This is a genomic window from Streptomyces sp. NPDC050548 (genome assembly GCF_044457385.1).
In the GTDB taxonomy this organism is placed as follows: domain Bacteria; phylum Actinomycetota; class Actinomycetes; order Streptomycetales; family Streptomycetaceae; genus Streptomyces.
On record NZ_JBITGV010000024.1, the window covers coordinates 111,141 to 133,019 of the forward strand.

A 21,879-nucleotide genomic window follows, 5' to 3' on the forward strand; every position below is an offset into this window, starting at 1 on the left:
CTCCTGGTCAGGCGACGCGGTACTGCTCGTCGCGGGCGTCGGTGACGAACATCTGGCCCGGCGCGTGGGTGATGGCGAACGGCGGGCGGGACGCCATCACCGCGGCCTGCGGGGTCACTCCGCAGGCCCAGAACACCGGGATGTCGTCCGGAGCGGCGTCCACCGGATCACCGAAGTCCGGGCGGCCGAGGTCCTCGATGCCGAGCCCTGAGGGATCGCCGCAGTGTACGGGGCTGCCGTGCACCGCCGGGAGCAGCGCGGTCACCCGGATCGCCGTCGCCAGGTGCTCCGGGGGCACCGGGCGCATCGACACGACCATCGGGCCGTGCAGTCGCCCCGCAGGGCGGCACGGGCGGCTCGTCACGTACATCGGGACGTTGCGGCCCTGCTCGATGTGCCGGACCGGGACGCCCGCCTCGCTGAGCGACCACTCGAAGGTGAAGCTGCAGCCGATCAGGAACGACACCAGGTCCTCGCGCCAGTACGCCCGCACGTCCGTCGGCTCGTCCGTCAACTCGCCGTCCCGCCACACCCGGTAGCGCGGCAGATCGGTGCGCAGGTCCGCGCCGTCCGCCAGAACGGTCTCCCAGGAGCCGGCGTCCGTCACGTCGAGCACCGGACACGGCTTCGGGTTGCGCTGGCAGAACAGCAGCATGTCGTACGCCCAGTCGGCGGGCACCGAGATCAGGTTGACCTGGGTGTGGCCCGCCGCGATCCCGGCCGTGGGGCCCGTCAGTCCGGCCCGGAAGCGTGCCCGGGCGGTGCGCGGGCTCCACGCGTGCGCGTGCTCGTCGACGAGAGTCAGGGGACGGTCCTCCGTACGGTTCACGCCAGTTCCTTTCCGCGGGTCTCCGGCAGTCCCAGGAGCGCCAGCGCCGCGATGCCGTAACCGATGGCCCCGAAGACGAGCGCTCCGCCCACACCCCAACTGTCGGCCAGGAAGCCCACCAGGGTCGGGAAGACGGCGCCGACCGCGCGGCCGGTGTTGTACGTGAAGCCCTGTCCCGTGCCGCGCAGCGCGGTCGGGTACAGCTCGCTCAGGTACGAGCCGAAGCCGCTGAAGATCGCCGACATGCAGAACCCGAGCGGGAAACCGAGCACCAGGAGAAGGGTGTTGGCGCCGTTGGGGATGTGTGTGTACACCAGGATGCAGATCGCCGAGAGCAGGGCGAAGAGCCAGATGTTGCGCCTGCGGCCGAGTGCGTCGGTGAGATAGCCGCCGGTCAGGTACCCCAGGAAGGCGCCGGAGATCAGGAAGGTCAGATAGCCGCCGGTACCGACGACCGACAGGCCGCGCTCGGTCTTGAGGTACGTCGGCACCCAGGTGGCGAGGGTGTAGTAGCCGCCCTGGACACCGGTCGAGAGCAGGCCCGCGAAGACCGTCGTCCGCAGCAGGCCCGGCGCCTCGGCCGTGCCCGGCTTGAAGATCGCCGCGAACGAGCCCTTCTGGGCATTCTGTTCGCGTACGGCCGTCGCCTCCGGGGCGTCGTGCACCCGGCGCCGCATCCAGAGCACCAGCAGCGCGGGCAGCGCGCCGGTCCAGAACATGACCCGCCAGGCCATGTCGTCGCCGAGGAACGAGAACACCAGCGTGTAGACGACCGCGGCCAGCGCCCAGCCCACCGCCCAGGAGCTCTGGACCGCGCCGAGCGTACGGCCGCGGTGCTTGGCGCTCGCGTACTCGGCGACCAGGATCGCGCCGACCGCCCACTCGCCGCCGAAACCGAGGCCCTGGAGGGCGCGGAACACCAGCAGGGTCTCGTAGTTGGGCGCGAAGCCGCAGGCCACCGTGAAGACGGCGTAGGTGATCACCGTGATCATCAGGGCCTTGACGCGGCCCACCCGGTCGGCGAAGACGCCCGCCACGGCGCCCCCGACCGCGGAGACGACCAGCGTGACCGTGGTGAACAGGCCCGTCTGGCCGCTGTCCAGGCCGAAGTACGCGGCCAGCGCGACCATGCTCAGCGGCAGCGTGAAGTAGTCGTAGGAGTCCAGCGCGTAGCCGCCGAACGCGCCGGCGAACGCGCGGCGGCCGTTCGGGCCGAGCGCACGGAACCAGGCCAACGCACCGTCGTCGGCGGTCAGTTCGTCCGTGTCGGGCTGCGTTCCGGTGTTCAGGGCCTGAGGTGGAGGGGTCGTGCTCATGTGCACCTCGCAGAGGGAGGACGGAGGGTGCTGGGACTGAGCCGGGCCGTGCGGAGGCCGTCGGCGCCGGGGTGAGCGGTGGCGCCATGTGAAGCAAAGTAGAGGATCGTTGAACGATCCTTCAAGAGGCATGTTGTTTCGTTCTTGTATCTGCGGTTGAATTCCGGGCATGGCAGAGCAGATGGCGGGACTGGCCGACGACCGAGCCCTCCTGGGCCGCACCAGCACCGCGGAACGTGTCTCGGACATCCTCAGGAGCCGTATCGCGGAGGGCTATTTCCCGCCGGGGGCCCGGCTCTCGGAGGACGGCATCGGTGGGGCGCTCGGTGTGTCGCGCAACACACTCCGCGAGGCGTTCCGCCTGCTCACCCATGAGCGTCTGCTCGTCCACGAGTTGAACCGGGGCGTCTTCGTCCGGGTCCTGAGCGTCGAGGACGTCCAGGACATCTACCGCACCCGCCGCCTCGTCGAGTGCGCCGTCGTCCGCGGGTTGGGCGAGCCGCCGTACGCCCTCGAACGGCTCGCCGCGGCGGTGACCGAGGGGCAGCTGGCGTCCGTCGAGGATGACTGGAAAGGAGTGGGTACGGGCAATATCCACTTCCATCGGGAACTGGTCGCCCTCGCCGGCAGCGCGCGCACCGACGAGCTGATGCGCAGCGTCTTCGCCGAACTCCGGCTCGCCTTCCACCTCGTGGACGACCCGAAGGCGCTCCACGAGCCGTACCTCCAGCGCAACCGTCTGATCCTCCAGGCACTCCAGGCAGGCGACGCCGCCGAGGCCGAGAGGCTGCTCGCGGTCTACCTCGACGACTCGCTCGAACGGGTCGTCGACGCCTACCGACAGCGGGTCGGCGAGGACGGCACGGCCCTCGGCTGACGGGGGTGCGTGGCGAGGGCACGCGGCTCGACCGAGGCTGCACGGCGCCCGACGGACCTCGGCACGGCGCCCGACGGACCCCCGCACACGGCTGTGGCGGTAGTCGCTTCTGCGTCGTTTGGGTCGTTGTCAGACCGAGGACCTAGTCTGTGCAGCGTGACTTCGCCTGCATCGACGGACAGCGTTCCGCCCCAGTTCAGCGCGGGGCCGCGCCCCGCACCGGGCCCGGCCGCCGACGAGGGACTGGCGCGGCGACTGCGCGCGCTCGCCTGCACCGCGCCGCTGCACGACCTCGACGTGCGCAAGGCCAACCTCGCGGGCGAGTACTCGGTGTACGGCATGGCGGAGGTGGCCCTCGCCGCCATCGACCTGGTCACCCTGAACATGGACTTCGACACCGGCGCGGACCACGACCAGATAGTGGCCAGGCTCATCCCGCGCATCGCCGCCCAGGCACCCCAGCGCCCCGTCGCCGAGCACGAGCGCGTGGCCCGCTGGGTCCTGGAGAACCTGATCAACGTCGGCAGCGTCGACCGCGGCTTCCGCACGGTCTACGGCACGTTCGCCCAGGACGGCACCTATGTGCGCCGCGACTACGACTTCAAGCTGATCGAGGAGGTCCCCGGCTACGGCGGCAGCGTCTACCTCCGTACGACGGACGAGGCCGTCAACGTCCTCGTGGGCGCCCTCGACACCGACGTCACCAGCGCGCAGATCGCCGCCGAGGTCAAGCTGGAGGTGCTCATCAGCCGCGGCCGGCTCGCCGACGCCCAACTCGCCGCCGAGCAGGCCCGCTACCGGACCGTGCAGTACTCGGAGACCCTGCGCCGCGCCCTGGACGCCACCCGGCGCAACGTCCGCGCGGTGGACTGGCTCAACGCCGTGCCCGACATGATCGCCGAGGCCCTCGACCACGTGGCCGACCGCTACCGCCACGAGAACGCGATCCTCACCAACATCCGCAAGGCCCGGGACGAGTCCGAGGACCCCGAACAGAAGCGCCGCGCCGCCGAGTTGGTCGACATCGTCAAGGACTGCATCCGACGCCACACACAACTCCAGTCGCGACTCCTGGAGGCCGGGCCGCTGTTCCGCGCGGAGCAGGACCGGCAGGCCTTCGCCACGCCCATGACGACCTCGGGGATAGACCTCTACGGACATCTCGTCTCGCCCGTGCTGCCGCTGCCCCTGGAGCAGGCGATCCGGGTCACGGACGCGTTCTTCGCGCGCGGGACGGGCCTGCGTACGCCGGTGTCCGTCCGGGTGGGCGACCTCGTCGAGATACTGCTGACGCCACCTCAGGAGCGGGAGCACCTCGGTGCGGAGATGCCGGAGCCCGATCTCATCGCCACGCCGGACGACAGCCGCTTCAGCGAGGAGCAGTTGGCGGCCGCGATGGAGTTGCTCGATCTGCCTGCGGACGCGCCCCGGAGGTTGTCGGGACTGCTGGCCGATGCGCGGCGCCAGGATCCCGAACTGCCTTATCTGGTCGCCCTGTTGGCCGTGCACGCGGCCAGTCCGCCGGTCGGTACCGCGTATCGGCAGGGGGAGCCGAAGCTGTTGTTCGCCGTGGACGACGGGACCGAGCTGGACGATCCCGAGTTCGGTGGGGCCGATCTGATCGTGGGGATGGCCCTGTTGGACGCGGCGGGGATGGCGGCGGGGCGGACGGAGGCGGCGTAAGGCATGAACGACCCAGGAATGAACGACCGTCACATGAACCACCTCAGCGAGGAGCCCCAACCGTGAGCGAGCACGTCGAATGGAGTGAGCCGGAGGCCGCAGCCCCGGCAGTGTCCGCCGTCATCACGCCCGCCGACGCTGCCGACGCCGCTCGGCTCGTCGCCTTCGGGCTGCAGCCCAAGTTGCAGCCCGCGCGGGACCAGGAGTACGCCGAGCTGCTGCGCCGGTACCGGGAGGACCCGCCGTTCGCGCGGCTCGCCGACGCCGTGGCCGCCGGGCTCGGGCTTGTCGTCCTGGAGGTGTCCCCGCGCGCGGGGATGGCCGTGACCGCCGCCGAAGACTCGGTGTTCGCCGTCCGCATGGGCGACTACGCGCGCCGCACCGCCGCCGACTCCGGGGACCGCTTCCTGCACGGGCTCGCGCATCTCTCCGTCGCCGCGATGGCGTTCCCGCGCCCCGAGGACCTCGCCGACGACGGCTACATCGGGCGCGTCACGGTCAACGGCGTCGACGCCTTCGTACGCCAGGCCTGCCGGCGCCTGGAGGAGCGGGCCGACGAGCAGGGCATGAACACCGACCCGGCCACCGACGCACCCGGCCTGGAGGCCGCTTGGCGGATCTGGGTCAGACGCAGCGCCACCGGAGCCACCAAGGACGCCCGCAGACTCGCTGGTTCGACCACCGGCATCGTCGGCAAGGCCGCCGCGTTCCTCACCGACTCCGGCTTCCTCCAGCGCACGGGCGACGACAACGGCGGTACGTACCGCACGACCGCCCGCTACCAGCTCCAGGTGCGTGACATGGCCGGCAGCGCCGCCATGGCCGAGCTGCTGGAGCTGGGCGTCGTCCCGGTCACCGACGGCACCGCGAGCCTGCTGCCCGCCGAGGACACCGAGGACCTGGAACTGGTGGCCGACGCGGGGCTGCCGTTCCACTCCTGACCCCCAGCCCCGCCAGAAGACCTACGAACCCCCCACACCTGCCGAAGACTTACGACGAGAGTCCGCCATGTACGAGCTGTCCCGGGTCCGCCTCTACTCCATCGGGCCCGCCGGTGCGCGCTACGCCGACACCGTGCTTGACCTGCGAGGCGTGGGCAAGCCCGTGCCCGATCCCGCTCCCACCCAGGCGGAGTTCTTCGAGGACGAGCCCGTCGGACCGCCGCGCCGCCCCGCGCCCGCCGGTGTGCTCTTCCTGGAGAACGGCGGCGGCAAGTCCGTCCTGCTCAAGCTGATCTTCTCGGTGATGCTGCCGGGACACCGCAACACACTCGGCGGCGCCAGTTCCGGTGTGCTGCGCAAGTTCCTCCTGGCGGACGACTGCGGGCATGTCGCCCTGGAGTGGCAGCACACGCTGACCGGCGAGTGCGTGGTCGTCGGGAAGGTCAGCGAGTGGCGGGGTCGTCAAGTCTCCAACGACCCGCGGAAGTTCGCCGAGGCCTGGTACTCCTTCCGGCCCGGTCCCGGACTCAGCCTGGACAACCTCCCCGTCGCCGAGGCCACTTCAGTTCGGCCGCCCGTCGAGGGCGCGTCCGGCGCGCAGGGCCGTCGACGCACCATGAAGGGGTTCCGGGACGCCATCACCGAGTCGGGCAAGGCGTATCCCCACCTCGAAGTGCACTGGGAGGAGATCCACGACCGGTGGATCGAGCACCTGGGGGACCTGGGCCTCGACCCCGAACTCTTCCGCTACCAGCGGGAGATGAACGCCGACGAGGGCGAGGCCGCCGGCCTGTTCGCGGTCAAGAAGGACTCCGACTTCACCGACCTGCTGCTGCGAGCGGTCACCGACACCCGGGACACCGACGGGCTCGCCGACCTGGTCGGCGGCTTCGGCAACAAGCTGGGGCGACGCGCCGAACTGATCGCCGAACGGGACTTCACGGCGGGGTCCGTGGACCTGCTCGGCCGGATCGTCGAGGCCGCCGAGGGACGGGCACGCGCGCGTGACATCCACGCGGGCGCCGAGCGCCGCACCCGCACCCTGGCCCGCCGGCTCTCCGCGCGAGGCGCGCAGGAGCGGGTCCGCGCCGCCGACCTCGCCCAGCGCGTCACCGCCGCCGCGTACGCCGTCACGCACTCCGAGGGGGCGCGTGAGCGCAGCGCGCTGATCGCCGCCGAACTGGCCTACCGGCACGCCTCGTTGGCGCTCGCCACCACGGAGAAGTCCGCCGCCGCGCAGAAGCGCGAACTCGCCGACGCGCGCACGCTGCACTCCGCCTGGCAGGCCGCCGAGGCCGTCCTGCGCCACCGTGCGGCCGCCGACCGCTCCGCGCGCGTGGCCGTCGCCATCCGCGAGGCCGAGCGGGACGCAGCCCCCGCGCTCGCCGCCCGCGCCAAGGCCGCCGTCGACCTCGTACGGGCCCTGCACGAGGCCGCGGAGAGCGCCGAGAACCTCGCCAACGAGGGCGAGGAGCGTTCCGCCGCGCTCCAGGAGGTCGGTGAGTCCTCCCACCGGGACGCGACCTCCGCCGCCACCGAGGCGCAGCGCGCCCGCAGCGAGATCGGGCATCTGCGCCAGCGCCTGTCCGAGGTCGAGCAGGAGACCGCCGAGGCGGTACGCGCGGGCTGGCTCGACGACAGCGCCCCCGACGCCGACCCGGCCCGCGCGGCCCTCGCGGCGAGCGACGCCGAGAAGACGGCCGTGGCCGCCTGGGACACCGCGCGCGAGGCATCACGGCGAGCGGCCGAGCACGCGCGCGAGGCGGCTTCCGCCGAGTCCCGCGCGGAGTTGACGGCGGCCCGCGCGTCCGACGCGGCGACCGCCGCCGAGCGGACCTACGACGCGGAACGGCGCCTGGCGGAGGGACTGGCGGGGGAGGAGCGCCTCGCGGAGCTGCTGAGCCTGCCGGGCGCCGGTGGTTCCGGTGGGGTGCCGGTGCCGCATGGCGCCAACGAGGCTGCGGCGAGCGGAAGTTCCGCCTCCGACACCCCATCCGGCATCACCAAGTCCGCCCGCCCGCTCGTCGAAGGCTCCCTCACCCCCGAGGAACTCGACCGCTTCGCCGACGAGTTGCGTGAACTGCTCGACGACGGGGTCGCCGCCGGCGAGCGACAGCTCTTCGACCTGCGTACCGCCGCCGCCGACGACTCCCGGATCCTCGGCGCGCTCGGAGACGGCGGCCTCCTGCCGCCCGGCCCGGACGTGCTGGCCACCGTCGAGTACCTGGGCGAGCACGGCATCCCGGCCCTGCCCGGCTGGCGCTACCTCGCCCAGGCCGTCGACCCCGTCGACCACGCGCGCGTGCTGGCCGCCCGGCCCGAGCTGGTCGACGGGGTGATCATCACCGACCCGGCCACGCACGCGCGTGCCCGCGAGGCGCTCACCGACGCGGCCCTGCTGCCCCGCTCCGCCGTGGCGGTCGGTACGGCCGCCGCCCTGCTGGCCCCGCCCCCGGCGCCCGACGCGGGGGACGGTGCCGTCTTCCTCGTACCGCCGAACCCGGCCATGCACGACGAGCACGCCGCCGACGAGGAGCGGCAGGCGCTGCGCGCGCGGGCGACCGAGCGGGACGAGGAGATCCGCACGCTCGCCGCCCGGCTCGGCAAGGACCGGGAGCTGGCGGCACGGCTCGCCTCCTGGCGCACCGGCTGTCCGAGCGGGCGGCTGGTCGAGCTGGCGCAGACCGCGCAGGACACGCGCGCGTTCGCCGAGGAGGCCGAGGCCGAGCTGGCCGAGGCGCGGACCGTGCGCGCCGAGGCCGACGAAGCCGCCGCCGAGGCCGCCCAGGTGCGCGACGAGCGGCAGGAGACCGCGCAGAAGGCCCGGCGTGCCGCAGACGCCCTCGCCGGACTCGCCTTCCGGCTGCGGGAACGCGCCGGCTGGCAGGTCAAGCTGCGCGAACTCGCCGACGAGGCAACCGAGTCGGAGGCCCGCGCCCAGTCCTGTCTGGAGCGGGCCCGCGCCGCCGACGAGGACCGCCGCGCCGCCCAGCGCGCCGCCGACGACGCCCGCCGTACGGCCCGTGCCCTGCGCGCCGAGCGCTCCGAGATCGCGGGTGCCCCCGACGACGTACCGGCGGACGACGCCGATGCTCCGAAGCCGTCGCTGCCCGCCCTGCGCGAGGCCTATCGCGCCGCCTCCCAGCTCTACGAGAAGGTCGGCGTCGGCGCCGATCTGCGGGCCGAGCAGGCGCGGGCGGAGAGCGACGAGAGCGCGGCCATCGCCGAGTTGGACCGGCTCAGCAACAAGGTCCGCACCCGCGCGGCCCAGCTGTTGCAGTCGCCCGACGGCTCCGACGGGCCGTCCCGGCAGGCCGCCGTGGCGCGCGCCGAGGAGCTGGTGCAGCTGCTGGAGACCCGGGTGTCGAACGCGAGCGAGCAGCTCGGGCGGCTGCGCGGCGAGGCCGAGCGGCACGCGCCCGAGGACGGCGAGGCACACACCGAGCTGGCCGAGGAACTCGTCCCGCGCGACGCCGAGCACGCCCAGGCACTGCTGCGCACCGCCACGGCCGAAGTCGCCTCCCGCACGGACGCGTTGGGCCAGTCCCGCGAGGCGCACGCCGAACTCCTCGACGCCCACCGCGCCGCCGAGGACGGGGCCGGCGGCTTCGACGAGACCGCCGCGATGCTGCGGGACCTGCTGCGCGAACACTCCACGGACGAGGAGCAGGAGGAGCCCGAGCCGTACCCGGGCAGCGTGGAGGAGGCCCGGCACTCCGCCGCCGAGGCCCGCCGCTCGCTGCGCGGCTGCGCCGCCGACCTGTCCGCCGCCGAGGGCGCCGTACGGGAAGCGAGCGATGTGCTCGTGCGGCACGCCAACTCCACGCGCTACGAGCAGGTGCGGACTCCCGCGCGACAGCAGATCCGTGAGCTGCCGGCGTCCTCCCTGCCCGAGCACGCGCAGAAGTGGGCCGACGCCTTCGCGCCCCGACTCCGGGTCCTCACCGACGAGTTGGCGCAATTGGAACGCAACCGCGACTCGATCGTGGACCGGCTGCGCGGGCTCGTCGAGTCGGCGCTCGCCACCCTGCGGTCCGCGCAGCGGCTGTCCCGGCTGCCGGAGGGGCTCGGCGAGTGGTCCGGGCAGGAGTTCCTGCGCATCCGCTTCGAGGAGCCCGACCAGGCCACGCTGACCGAGCGGCTCGGCGAGGTCGTCGACGAGGCCACCCGGGCCGCCGTGAAGAAGAACTCCGACATGCGGCGCGATGGAATGTCCCTGCTGCTGCGGGGAGTTGGCGCTGCCCTGGAGCCCAAGGGGGTCGCCGTAGAGATCCTCAAGCCGGACGCCGTACTGCGCGCCGAGCGCGTCCCCGTCGGGCAGATGGGCGACGTCTTCTCCGGCGGCCAGCTGCTCACCGCGGCCATCGCCCTGTACTGCACGATGGCCGCACTGCGCTCGAACGACCGGGGCCGCGACAAGCACCGGCACGCCGGCACGCTCTTCCTCGACAACCCCATCGGGCGGGCCAACGCCACCTATCTGCTGGAGCTGCAGCGCGCCGTGTCGGACGCGCTCGGTGTCCAACTCCTGTACACCACCGGCCTGTTCGACACGACGGCACTGGCCGAGTTCCCGCTGGTCATCCGGCTGCGCAACGACGCCGACCTCAGGGCCGGCCTCAAGTACATCAGCGTGGAGGAACACCTCCGGCCGGGGCTGCCGCAGCAGGCCCCCGCCGGAGAAGGGGAGTCGGTGCACAGCGAGATCACGGCCACCCGGATGTTCAAGCGACCGGCGCCGACCACCCCGTAGGCGAACCTCAGGAGTGGGACTGGGACAGCTGCCCGGCACCGCCCTTGCGGGCTATCCGCTCCTGCGCCCGCCGGGTGGCCTTCGCCTGACGCTGGGCCCGACGCCGCTCACGGCGGAGGGCCCGTGCCGTGCTGCTGGGCTCCGAGACCACGCCGTTGCGCTGGTTCCACATCTGGCGGGTCACCCAGACGTCGAGGACACCCCAGGTGGCCACCACCGTGCTGACCACGCTGCTGATCACCATCGGGAACGCCAGCCAGGACCCGGCCATCGTGCACAGAAAAGCGACCGTCGCCTGGATCAGCGTCACGGCGATGATGAGCACCGCCCGCACGGCCGCCGTACGCACCGGATCGGGCAGCCGACGCCGACGCGCGGGCTCCTCGATCCACAACGGCCTGTAGTACTCCTGCTGTTCGGCTGTCACGCGGGCCGCACGCGGCCTCTCGAACCCCGCCGCCTTCGGTGCGCCCGAGCGCGCCGGAGCCTCGCCGTCCCCCGTCGACCGCGCCGTCACGCCGTCCTCAAGCGTCTCTTGCCGCTCCGCCGTGCCCATCAACGTGTCCTCCCCACCGCCGGTACACCACTCGCCCCGGAATCCGAAGACTCCGACTCCCCAGTGGGTGCCCGGCCTGCCCTGTTTTACGCCGCCCGGATATGGATGCGGCTCCTGTGGCCGGTTCCGCACCCATATCCCGTAGAGAAAGACGAACAACTTCCCACGAAGATTCCCAAGGAACGAAAAATTCCAGCCAACTGGCCAAGCGGGTCGATCCGGTCAGGTCCGGCGAACCTCGTGGATTCGGGGCGGGAATCTCCCCCAATGCCCTGACACCTCCCCATGTCCGGTCCCAGGTGCGGAAGTTCACGCTCCGGACAGCTCTTCGAGTTACCTGTGTGTCAGTAGTAGGCTCGCGCCGTTTGTTGACGCACATGTGTACCCCCGGCCGGCGGGGGTCCAGCTGGGGGAGGCCATGCGCTTTCGCGGGAAGTCCATCCGCCGGAAGATCGTGGCGCTCCTTCTCGTGCCGCTCGTGTCCCTGACCGCGATCTGGGCGTTCGCCACGGTCCTCACCGGCCGGGCGGCCGGGGACCTGTTCAACGTGTCGTCGGTCGTCGAGAAGATCGGCTACCCCACCGAGGACACCGTCCGCGTCATCCAGCAGGAACGGCGCCAGTCGCTCGTCTATCTCGCCGACCCGCGCGCCGCCGACGGCCTCACCGACCTGAAGCGCAGCCGGGCCGCGACCGACGAAGCCGTCGCCAAGATCCGCAAGAACGCCCGGAACCCCGACGTCCGCGACGCGATGGGCCAGACCACCGACAGCCGCGTCTCCGCCGTGCTGGACGCCTTCGACGGCCTCACGTCCCTGCGGCGCAGCGTCGAGGACGGCACCGTCAACCGCGCCCAGGCCCTCGACCTCTACAACCGCCTGGTCGACCCCTGCTACGTGCTGCTGACCAACCTCCATGTCGTCGACAACGTGGAGATGGACAAGCAGTACCGCGCCCTCGTCAACCTGGCACGCGCGCGTGAACTCCTCTCCCGCGAGGACGCGTTGCTCGGCTCCTCGCTGATCGTCGGCAAACTCACCCGGACCGAGACCCGCGCGGTCTCCGACCTCGTGGCCCAGCGCACCCTGATGTACGACGTCAACCTGCCGCTGCTGCCCTCCTCGGAGCGCGACCACTTCGACCGCTTCTGGAAGAACGCGGCCAGTGCCCCGCTGCGCGTGGCCGAACAGGCCGCCGCCTCCTCCGAGTCCGGCGAGCCCCGCAACGTCACCGCGCAGACCTGGAACACCGCGGCCGGTGCCGTGCTGGACAAGCTCGGCACTCTCGACGACCAGGCCGACGACCGCTATCAGGACCGCGTCCGGCCCGTCGCGATGGGCGTCATCCTGAAGGCGGCCGTCGCCGGTGTCCTCGGTCTGATCGCACTGCTCCTCTCGCTCTTCCTGTCCGTGCGCATCGGCCGCGGCCTCATCCGCGACCTGCGTCAACTCCGCCTGGACGCCCACGAGGCGTCCGGTGTCCGGCTGCCCAGCGTGATGCGCCGCCTGTCCGTCGGCGAAGTCGTCGACGTGGAGACCGAGGTCCCGCGCCTGGAGTACGACCGCAACGAGATCGGCGAGGTCGGCCAGGCCCTCAACACCCTGCAGCGCGCCGCCGTCGAAGCCGCCGTGAAACAGGCCGAGTTGCGCTCCGGCGTCTCCGAGGTCTTCGTCAACCTCGCCCGGCGCAGCCAGGTCCTGCTGCACAAGCAGCTCACCCTGCTCGACACCATGGAGCGCAGGACCGAGGACACCGACGAACTCGCCGACCTGTTCCGCCTCGACCACCTGACGACCCGTATGCGCCGCCATGCCGAGGGTCTGGTGATCCTCTCCGGGGCGGCCCCGTCCCGGCAGTGGCGCAAGCCGGTCCAGCTGATGGACATCGTCCGCGCGGCCGTCGCCGAGGTCGAGGACTACGAGCGCATCGAGGTCCGCAGGCTGCCGCGGATCGCCGTCACCGGGCCCGCCGTCGCGGACCTCACCCACCTGGTGGCCGAACTCCTGGAGAACGCCACGGTGTTCTCCCCGCCGCACACCGCCGTCCAGGTCCTGGGGGAGCGGGTCGCCAACGGCTTCACCCTGGAGATCCACGACCGCGGCCTCGGTATGGCGGCCGACGCGCTCCTGGACGCCAACCTCCGGCTCGCCGAGACACCGGAGTTCGAACTCTCCGACACCGACCGGCTCGGCCTTTTCGTGGTCAGCCGGCTCGCACAGCGGCAGAACGTCCGCGTCTCCCTCCAGCCCTCCCCGTACGGCGGCACGACCGCCGTCGTGTTCATCCCCGACGCCCTGCTGAGCGACGAGGTCCCGGACACCAACGGCATCGGCTTCCGCCTCGACCGGCCCCAGCCGACGAAGGAGGCAGAGTTCGAGGAGAGCCACCGTTCCGCGCTCTCCCGGGTGCCCGCGAAGCTTCCCGGCCTGCCGCCCGCCCTCCTGGACGGGCCGGTCGAACTGGAGGCCCCCGTCGACCTGGACGCCCTCGCCGGCTTCCCGAACGCCCTCGACGACGAGGACGGTGAACGCGGCGAGGTCTTCCGTCCGCGCCGCCCGGGCCTCCGGGACGACCTCGCCCCCGTCCGCCCCGTAGAGCCCCGCCAGCACGCCTCAGAGGCCCACGACGGACCGCGCGGGGACGCGGACGCCCACCGGAGCGAACCGCTTCCGCTGCCCCGGCGCCGGACGCCCAAGCTCGTCAGCTCGCACGGACGCCCGGTCGTCGAGCAGCGCTCGCGACGGGACCCGGTGGATTCCGCGGACGGCGGCTTCGACGGTCTCTCCACGGCCCGGGGCCCGGGCGGAGCCGACCCGGAGGCCCAGGCGCCGCTGCCGGCCCGGCGACGCGGTGACACGCCGCTACGGCGCCGTACCGACGTACCCGCAGCGCCTTCGGCCTCCCAGGGACGCGGATCGGGCGAGCCGCCCGAGACTCCCGCCCTGCCCCGACGCACCCGGCGCGCCGAGATCGCGTCCAGCATTCCGGACTCCGGCACCTCGCCGGACGGGACCGGGCCCGACCTGGGGGCGCTGCCCAGGCGCGTGCGCCAGGCCAACCTGGCCCCGCAGCTGAAGAAGGACCCCGAACGGCGCACCACGACCCCGGCGGAGGTCGTGGAGCGCGACGCCGACGAGGTACGCAGCCGTATGGCCTCGCTCCAACGCGGCTGGCAGCGTGGCCGCGAGGAGAACGCCGAGGGCGACGACGTCCAAGGCGGCACAGCACAAGGAACTAAGGGGGACGGTCGATGACCGCACCAAAGGCGACCGGCCACGAAACGACCGACCAGCGCGGGCTGAACTGGCTCCTCGACGACCTCGTCGAGCGCGTCGCCAGCATCCGCAAGGCGATCGTGCTCTCCGGCGACGGCCTGCCCACCGGCGTGTCCCAGGATCTGACCCGCGAGGACAGCGAACACCTGGCCGCCGTCGCCTCCGGCTTCCACAGCCTCGCCAAGGGCGTCGGCCGTCACTTCGAGGCGGGCAGCGTACGGCAGACCGTCGTAGAGCTCGACGAGGCCTTCCTGTTCGTGACGGCAGCCGGTGACGGCAGTTGCCTCGCAGTCCTGGCCGACGCGGACTCCGACGTCGGACAGGTCGCCTACGAGATGACACTGCTCGTGAAGCGGGTCGGTGTGCATCTCGGTGCCGCTCCGCGCACCGATCTGTCCTCCGGCGGGTAGTGAAGTGACATGAGCAGAGACGGTCAGGGAAGAGGCCACTGGTTCGACGACGAGGCCGGACCGGTCGTCCGTCCGTACGCCATGACGCGCGGCCGTACCACCAGTGCGGGACAGCACCGCCTCGACCTGATCGCGGTGGTGGTCGCGGAGTCCCGCGCGGACGAATTCGAAGCGGACCAGGCGCTGTCCCCGGAGCACGTGGACATCGTCGGTCTGTGCCGTGACGCCCCGCAGTCGGTCGCTGAACTCGCCGCCGAACTCGACCTGCCCATCGGCGTGATACGGGTCCTCATCGGAGACCTCGTGGACGAGGAACTCGTCCATGTCTCACGGCCCGTACCCCCGGCCGAACTGGTCGACGAGAGTATTCTCCGCGACGTCATCAGCGGCCTGCGGGCACTGTGAGCCGCGCGGAATCCGACCCGCCCCCCCATCAAGCAGGAGAACAGATCGATGATCTTCGGGCGTTCTGAGCGAGGCAAGCCTCCGGTCGAGCCCGTCACGCTCAAGATCCTGGTGGCCGGCGGCTTCGGCGTGGGCAAGACCACCCTCGTCGGCGCGGTCAGCGAGATCAGGCCGCTGCGCACGGAGGAACTGCTCACCGAGGCAGGGCGTCCGGTCGACGACACCAGTGGTGTGGAGGGCAAGCACACCACCACCGTGGCCATGGACTTCGGCCGCATCACCCTGCGCGAGGACCTGGTGCTCTACCTGTTCGGCACGCCGGGTCAGGAGCGGTTCTGGTTCATGTGGGACGAGCTGTCCGAGGGCTCGCTCGGCGCCGTCGTACTCGCCGACACCCGCCGCCTGGAGGACTGCTTCGCCGCCCTCGACTACTTCGAGCGGCGCTCCATCCCCTTCGTCGTCGGCGTCAACTGCTTCGAGGGCGCCGCCCGTTACCCGGTGGAGACCGTACGGCAGGCCCTGGACCTCGACCAGGACGTACCGCTCATGCTGTGCGACGCGCGCGACCGGTCGTCGGTCAAGGAGGTCCTCATCGAGGTCGTCCAGCACGCGATGGCCTACGGTGCGAAGCGCCGCCAGAGCGTCACCAGCTGAGCCGCGGGAGCGGCCCGCACCTCCGCCGACCGGGGTACGGGCCGCAGCTCGTCGAAGGACGCACGCGCGCGTGCCTCGTCAACAGGCACGATCAACACGCACGCGCGCGTGCCTAGTTGTCGCCCTCCTCCAGCCAGCCGAAGCTCTTCTCCACGGCCTTGCGCCAGTTGTGGTACTCGCGGTCCCGCACCGAGGACTCCATGGACGGCGTCCACTCGACGTCCTTCTGCCAGTGCGACTTCAGCTCGTCCAGGCCGTTCCACACACCGGTGGCGAGTCCGGCCGCGTAGGCGGCGCCCAGGCAGGTCGTCTCGGAGACCTTGGGGCGGATCACCGGTACGTCGAGCACGTCCGCCTGATGCTGCATCAGCAGGTTGTTCTTGGTCATGCCGCCGTCGACTTTCAGGGTGGTGATCTGCACCCCGGAGTCCTGGAACATGGCGTCCACGACCTCCCGCGTCTGCCAGCTCGTCGCCTCCAGCACCGCGCGCGCGAGGTGCCCCTTGGTGACGTACCGCGTCAGCCCGGTGACGACACCGCGCGCGTCCGAGCGCCAGTAGGGCGCGAACAGCCCGGAGAACGCGGGCACGATGTACGCGCCCCCGTTGTCGTCCACGCTCGCGGCCAGGCTCTCGATCTCGTCGGCGCTGCGGATGATGCCCAGTTGGTCCCGGAACCACTGAACGAGCGCGCCCGTTATGGCTATTGATCCCTCCAGACAGTAGACCGGCGCCTCGTCACCGATCTTGTAGCCCATCGTCGTGAGGAGCCCGTTCTTCGAAGGCACCGGCCGGTTCCCCGTGTTGAGCAACAGGAAGCTGCCCGTGCCGTAGGTGTTCTTCGCGGTGCCCACGTCGTAGCAGGCCTGTCCGAACACGGCGGCCTGCTGGTCGCCCAGGGCCGACGCGACGGGTACGCCCGCGAGTTGGCCGACCGCGGTGCCGTAGACCTCGGCCGAGGACCTGATCTCGGGGAGGATCGCCTCGGGCACGTTCATCGCGGAGAGGATGGACGGGTCCCACTGGAGGGTCTCCAGGTTCATCAGCATGGTGCGTCCGGCGTTCGTCACGTCGGTGACGTGCCGGCCGCCGTCGGTGCCGCCGGTGAGGTTCCAGATCAGCCAGGAGTCGATCGTCCCGAAGGCGATCTCGCCGCGCTCGGCGCGGTCCCTGAGGCCGGGCACGTTGTCGAGCAGCCAGGCCGCCTTGGGCCCGGAGAAGTAGCTGGCGAGCGGCAGTCCGGTCTGCTCGCGGAACCGGTCGGGCCCGTCCGAGCCGCCCAGTTGCTTGCACAGGGCCGCGGTGCGGGTGTCCTGCCACACGATGGCGTTGTGCACGGGTTTGCCGGTGGCGCGGTCCCAGAGGACCGTCGTCTCCCGCTGGTTGGTGATGCCGAGCGCGCTGAGCTGGTCGGCGCGCAGTCCCGCCTTGGCGATGGCCCCGGCGACCACCGCCTGGACCTTGGACCAGATCTCGGTGGCGTCGTGCTCCACCCAGCCCGGCTTGGGGAAGATCTGGCGGTGCTCACGCTGGTCGACGGCGACGATCGCGCCGTCCTGGTTGAAGACGATGCAGCGGCTGGAGGTGGTGCCCTGGTCGATTGCGGCGACGAACTTGTCCGTCATGACGACCCCTTTGTCGTTTCCCTCGGATCCTTCGGAGAGCTGCTCTCGGATGACTGCTCGAAGACCGTTGTCAGAAGGCTGCGTTGAAGATCACTCCGGCGAGCGCCCCGCCGATCAGCGGCCCCACCACCGGGATCCACGCGTAACTCCAGTCCGAAGTGCCCTTGTTGGGGATCGGGAGCAGCGAGTGGACGATGCGGGGACCCAGGTCGCGGGCCGGGTTGATGGCGTACCCGGTGGGCCCGCCGAGCGACAGACCGATGCCGACCACCAGGAACGACACGACCAGCACCGCCGTGCCGGACTCGCCCAGTCCCTTGGTGAGCCCGAAGGCCAGGATCGGCAGGACCAGCGCGACGGTCGCGATGATCTCCGTCATCAGGTTCGCCACGACATTGCGGATCGTGGGTGAGGTGGAGAAGATCCCGAGCGTGGGCTGCGCCATCTCCTCCTCGGCGTTGGCCTGGAACTGCGCGTAGTAGACCAGCCAGCACAGCACCGCGCCGAGCATGGCGCCGACCATCTGCCCCGCGATGTAGAGCGGGACCTTGTCCCACTTCCCGGTGTCGATGGCGATGCCGATCGTGACCGCCGGATTGAGGTGGGCGCCGGACAGCGGCGCGGCCGTGTACGCCCCGGCCATCACGCCGAAACCCCATCCGAAGGCGATGACGATCCAACCGGAGTTCTGTGCCTTGGAGTAGTTCAGTACGACGGCGGCGACCACGCCGGCGCCGAAGAGGATCAGGATCGCGGTGCCGATGACCTCACCGAGGAATATGTCTCCATTGCTCATGGCGGCTCCTAGGCCCGGGCCCGGGACGGTCGGCCCCGGTCCTCCGTGCAGGGTGCGGTTCCCTTGGCGACTTCAGCCGAAGGCAGGGAGGGTCCCGAGCCCCGCCCGGCGTCCGTGACGAGCGTGCCGTCGCAGCCGAGATCGCCCATGGGGGAGTGGGCCTGAGCGCGGGTGCGGCCCGCGCGGCGCAGTGCCTGGTACGCCGAGAATGTACGGCGATGTCGACCGACACCGGGAAGTGTTCACCGGTGCCGAAGGAGCGTCAAGGTTGCGGACGGCAACGGTGACACCCGCCCTGACGGCCCCTGGAGCCCCGTAGGAAGCTCCTGGGCCGCTCTCAGCGCCCGTGCGACTCCGCCGCCGTGCGGTCGGCCTGTACGGGCGTCACGGGCGTGCCACGCAGGATCTCGTACTCGCCCAGCCCCGCCTGGCTCAGCACCCAACTCGTGCCGTGCAGCGACTTCGCCGCCTTCTTCAGCGGCGCCAGACACGCGGCGGCCTGCCGGTGGTCGGCCACACTGCCCGGCACGCACAGCACGGTGGCCAGGGACAGCGTCACCGCCCTGCCGCCCGCAGCCCAGGGCACGTTCAGCACCGCGGCGGCCAGCTGCTCCAGCCCTTCGGGATCGGTGAGCACCAGGAAGTCGTCCCCGCCGATGTGCCCCACGCGTGTGTGTCCGGTCGCCGCCCGCTGCAGCGCCCGCCCCACCGAGCGGATCAACTCGTCGCCCGCCGCGAAACCGGCCCCGTCGTTGACCTGCTTGAAGTGGTCGACATCCAGCCAGCTCAGCGCGAACGCCCGCCCGTCCGCGATCCGCCGGTCCGCCTCCCCGGTGATCGCGTCCGAACCGGGCAGCCTCGTCAGCGGATTGAGCCCCGCGGCCTCCTCCACCCGCGTCTCGGCCAGCGCCCGCACCAGATCCGCCAGCCGTACGACGCCCACGCACCGCCCGTACCGGTCGACGACCGCCACGTCGTCCGACGTACGGTCCGCGTCGCCGACCGCGACGACGTCCAGGACCTCCCAGACGGTCGCGTCGACGCCGATGGTCCGCGGCACGTCCCCGAGCTTGGCGGCGGGCCGGTCGGCGTACAGGGCGTGCCCGTAGCGCCCCGACATCGACAGCAGGAAGCGGGACCGGTGCACCGATCGGACCGGCACCCCGTCCCGGTCCACGAGCACGACTCCGGAGACGTCGGGCGAGCCGGTCAGCAGCGCGCGGACCTGGTCGGCGGACGCGGTGTCGGGCAACAGCGCGGCCGGCCGGACGAACTCTCGGACCCACGGCCCGGACGGCGGTGCCGCCGCGAGGCCGGGCGGCCGGGGCGGAACGTATACGTCCGCCGCGGGAACCCGGGTCGCCGGCGCGAACAGCTCGCCCTGAGCCAGCTGCGCCCCGGCCGATCGCGCGGTCGCGCACTGCGCCTCGGTCTCCACCCCCTCCACGGACAGCAGGGCGCCCAACTGCTCGCACAGGGTCCGCATCGCGCGCACCGCGGCCGGCCGCTCCAGCAGCGACGCGTCGAGCTTCACCAGGTCGGGCGCGAGGTCCGTGAGCAGCCGCAGGGGTATGTCACCGTCGCCGACGCCGTCGGCACAGATCCGGAACCCCTGGCCGCGCAGCGCGGACACCGCCTCCAGGAGCGCCCGCCGCGGCACGTGAGTGAAGGGCGGAACGATGTCGACCGTCACCTCCCACGGCAGCCGTCCCGCCTCGCGGACCGCTCTGTGCAGGGCGGTGAGCCCGCCGAGGTCGGCGAGGGTGCCCGCGAACACATTGATGTGCAGCGGCAGCAGCGTCTCCTTGCGGGCGGCGGCACGCACCGCCAACACGGCCAGCTTGCCGTCGAGTTCGGGATCGCGGCGGGCCTCGGCCAGGATGTCGCCGGTCTCCGGGCGGACAAGCACCTCCAGGCCCGCGATTCCACCGGTGGTCAGATTGACCACCGGCTGGAAGGCGAAGCGGAGAGTGTCCGTCCAGGAGCGCACGGCAGCATGATGACGGCACCGGCGTACGCCCAGGCCCAGTTCATAAGACGTTCACGCACCCGTGCGGGCCGATCACACCGCTCGGGCGGCATTCCACCGCTCAGCGCACCGCCAGCACCGCCGATCCGTGGCCGAACAGCCCCTGGTTCGCGGTGATCCCCACCCGGGCCCCCGCGACCTGCCGGTCACCCGCGTCGCCTCTCAACTGCCAGGTCAACTCACAGACCTGGGCGATGGCCTGGGCCGGCACCGCCTCCCCGAAGGAGGCCAGCCCGCCGCTCGCGTTCACCGGTATGCGGCCACCCAGGGCCGTCGCGCCCTCCCGCAGCAGCTTGGCGCCCCCGCCCTCCGCGCACAGCCCCAGGTCCTCGTACCACTGCAACTCCAGGGCGGTGGACAGGTCGTACACCTCGGCCAGGGAGAGGTCCTCGGGGCCGATGCCGGCCTCCTCGTAGGCCGCGCGCGCTATCGACGCCCGGAAGGTCTCGTCCGGCGGTGGCGCGCCCGCCGCGGAGTCCGTGGCGATGAACGGGAGGTCCAGCACTGTGTTGGGGTAGCGCGGCGTCACCGTGGACACCGCGCGGATCCGCACCGGGTCCGCCGCTCCGTGCCGACGCGCGAACTCCATGCTCGACAGCACCAGGGCGGCTCCGCCGTCCGAGGTGGCGCAGATGTCGAGCAGCCGCAGCGGATCGGCGACCACCGCGGAGGCGGCGACCTCCTCGGCGGAGATCCGCTTGCGGTAGCGCGCGTACGGATTCAGCACCCCCAAGGCGGCGTTCTTCACCTTCACCTGGGCGAAGTCCTCCGGGGTGTCCCCGTAGAGGGCCATCCGCCGACGCGCGTACAGCCCGAAGTACGTCGGGTTCGTCGCCCCGAGGACCCGGAAGCGGAGCCAGTCCGGATCGTCGTGCCGGTCCCCGCCGGCCGGCCGGAAGAACCCCTTGGGCGCCGCGTCGGCGCCCACGACCAGCACCACGTCCGCGAGCCCCGAAAGGATCTGCGCACGCGCGGCGTTGACGGCCTGTGCCCCGGACGCGCACGCCGCGTACACGCTCGCCACGCGGGCACCCTGCCAGCCCAGCGCCTTCGCGAACGTCGCGCCCGCCACATACCCCGGGTATCCGCCACGCACCGTGTCCGCGCCGACGATCGAACCGACGTCGCGCCACTCCAGCCCCGCGTCGGCGAGCGCCGCCCGGGCCGCCGCCGTCCCGTACTCGACGAAGCTTCGCCCCCACTTGCCCCAGGGGTGCATGCCCGCACCGAGCACCGCCACGTCCGCTGTCATGCCCCCACCCCCGTAGGCCGCCAGTGCCAGGTAGTCCAAGTCGTCTCTGTGTCCTCGTCGAGCACACCGGGGACGACCTCCACCTCCATGCCCACCGTCAGATCGGCGACGGTGATCCCGGGAACCGCCTGCCCCAGCACCACGATCCGCTCGGACGCCAGCTCCACAGCGATCAACGCGTACGGTTCCCACGGAAGTTCCGGATCGCTCACATACGGTGACGGTGGTCGGTACCGGCTGTCCGTGTACGACCAGACCCGGCCGCGCCGCGACAGCGGGACCTCCGCCAGGTCGCCGCCCGGGCAGCCCGGATTGCGGCAGTGGCCGTCCTCACGCGGGAAGAAGACCGAGGCACATGCGGAACAGCGCGTGCCCAGCAGCCGGAAGTCGTCCCCGTCCCCGGTGAACCAATCGGTGACCACAGGTGTGCGTGTTCGCGACAACGTCCCTCCACGGCACTGGATCTGACGGAACGTCAGA

At 71.8% G+C, this 21,879-nt stretch carries 16 protein-coding genes; 8 read left to right on the top strand and 8 right to left on the bottom strand.

The features are described from left to right. Window positions 1-7: 7 nt before the first annotated feature. Together ACIBJH_RS42730 and ACIBJH_RS42735 are read right to left on the bottom strand one after the other, a co-directional pair. Window positions 8-829 carry a putative hydro-lyase gene (locus tag ACIBJH_RS42730; RefSeq protein WP_399122348.1) on the bottom strand — a complete coding sequence of 274 codons (822 nt, stop codon included), beginning with the start codon at window positions 827-829 and terminating at the stop codon, window positions 8-10. Then, window positions 826-2,145, bottom strand: coding sequence for an MFS transporter (locus tag ACIBJH_RS42735; protein WP_399122349.1), 1,320 nt, complete (start codon window positions 2,143-2,145; stop codon window positions 826-828). The genes ACIBJH_RS42730 and ACIBJH_RS42735 overlap by 4 nt, the downstream gene beginning before the upstream one ends. Window positions 2,146-2,314: 169 nt before the next feature. On the opposite strand from ACIBJH_RS42735, the gene ACIBJH_RS42740 reads away from it, so the two are divergent. The 4 genes from ACIBJH_RS42740 (at window position 2,315) to ACIBJH_RS42755 (ending at window position 10,399) form a co-directional block, all read left to right on the top strand. Further along, window positions 2,315-3,022 (top strand): GntR family transcriptional regulator, encoded by a 708-nt coding sequence (locus tag ACIBJH_RS42740; protein ID WP_399122351.1) that lies wholly within the window; start codon window positions 2,315-2,317, stop codon window positions 3,020-3,022. 156 nt (window positions 3,023-3,178) lie between these two features. After that, complete coding sequence (locus tag ACIBJH_RS42745; RefSeq protein ID WP_399122352.1) at window positions 3,179-4,705, top strand: hypothetical protein; 1,527 nt, start codon at window positions 3,179-3,181, stop codon at window positions 4,703-4,705. A gap of 62 nt (window positions 4,706-4,767) precedes the next feature. Then, entirely contained in the window at window positions 4,768-5,646 is an 879-nt protein-coding gene (locus tag ACIBJH_RS42750; protein WP_399122353.1) for a hypothetical protein, read from the top strand. 67 nt (window positions 5,647-5,713) lie between these two features. Then, complete coding sequence (locus tag ACIBJH_RS42755) at window positions 5,714-10,399, top strand: hypothetical protein (RefSeq protein ID WP_399122354.1); 4,686 nt, start codon at window positions 5,714-5,716, stop codon at window positions 10,397-10,399. Window positions 10,400-10,406: 7 nt separating this feature from the next. On the opposite strand, the gene ACIBJH_RS42760 is transcribed toward ACIBJH_RS42755, so the two are convergent. Next, window positions 10,407-10,955, bottom strand: coding sequence for a hypothetical protein (locus tag ACIBJH_RS42760; protein WP_399122355.1), 549 nt, complete (start codon window positions 10,953-10,955; stop codon window positions 10,407-10,409). Window positions 10,956-11,373: 418 nt separating this feature from the next. Here ACIBJH_RS42760 and ACIBJH_RS42765 point away from each other — a divergent pair, with 418 nt between their 5' ends. Genes ACIBJH_RS42765 through ACIBJH_RS42780 form a run of 4 tightly spaced genes read left to right on the top strand, consistent with a single transcriptional unit; the run spans window position 11,374 to window position 15,698 of the window. Continuing rightward, window positions 11,374-14,208 (top strand): nitrate- and nitrite sensing domain-containing protein, encoded by a 2,835-nt coding sequence (locus ACIBJH_RS42765; RefSeq protein WP_399122356.1) that lies wholly within the window; start codon window positions 11,374-11,376, stop codon window positions 14,206-14,208. Then, on the top strand, window positions 14,205-14,639 hold the full coding sequence (locus ACIBJH_RS42770; protein WP_359614148.1) for a roadblock/LC7 domain-containing protein: 435 nt from the start codon (window positions 14,205-14,207) through the stop codon (window positions 14,637-14,639). The genes ACIBJH_RS42765 and ACIBJH_RS42770 overlap by 4 nt, the downstream gene beginning before the upstream one ends. 9 nt (window positions 14,640-14,648) lie before the next feature. Then, window positions 14,649-15,044, top strand: a complete 396-nt coding sequence (locus ACIBJH_RS42775) for a DUF742 domain-containing protein (RefSeq protein WP_399122357.1) — start codon at window positions 14,649-14,651, stop codon at window positions 15,042-15,044. 48 nt (window positions 15,045-15,092) lie between these two features. Then, complete coding sequence (locus ACIBJH_RS42780; RefSeq protein WP_388105439.1) at window positions 15,093-15,698, top strand: ATP/GTP-binding protein; 606 nt, start codon at window positions 15,093-15,095, stop codon at window positions 15,696-15,698. A gap of 112 nt (window positions 15,699-15,810) precedes the next feature. Here ACIBJH_RS42780 and glpK read toward each other — a convergent pair whose 3' ends face one another. The 5 genes from glpK to ACIBJH_RS42805 form a co-directional block, all read right to left on the bottom strand. Beyond that, the gene (gene glpK / locus ACIBJH_RS42785) at window positions 15,811-17,322 is read right to left on the bottom strand and encodes a glycerol kinase GlpK (protein ID WP_399122358.1); all 1,512 of its coding nucleotides are present in this window, start codon (window positions 17,320-17,322) and stop codon (window positions 15,811-15,813) included. A gap of 70 nt (window positions 17,323-17,392) precedes the next feature. Continuing rightward, window positions 17,393-18,118 (bottom strand): MIP/aquaporin family protein, encoded by a 726-nt coding sequence (locus ACIBJH_RS42790; protein WP_399122359.1) that lies wholly within the window; start codon window positions 18,116-18,118, stop codon window positions 17,393-17,395. Window positions 18,119-18,455: 337 nt separating this feature from the next. Further along, window positions 18,456-20,108: an EAL domain-containing protein gene (locus ACIBJH_RS42795; protein ID WP_399122360.1), complete on the bottom strand. Its 1,653-nt coding sequence runs from the start codon at window positions 20,106-20,108 to the stop codon at window positions 18,456-18,458. A gap of 100 nt (window positions 20,109-20,208) precedes the next feature. Continuing rightward, complete coding sequence (locus ACIBJH_RS42800) at window positions 20,209-21,399, bottom strand: lipid-transfer protein (protein WP_399122361.1); 1,191 nt, start codon at window positions 21,397-21,399, stop codon at window positions 20,209-20,211. Continuing rightward, a complete protein-coding gene (locus tag ACIBJH_RS42805; RefSeq protein WP_399122362.1) occupies window positions 21,396-21,821 on the bottom strand; it encodes a Zn-ribbon domain-containing OB-fold protein in 426 nt (141 codons plus the stop codon). Before ACIBJH_RS42805 ends, ACIBJH_RS42800 begins: the two co-directional genes overlap by 4 nt. Window positions 21,822-21,879 lie beyond the last annotated feature (58 nt).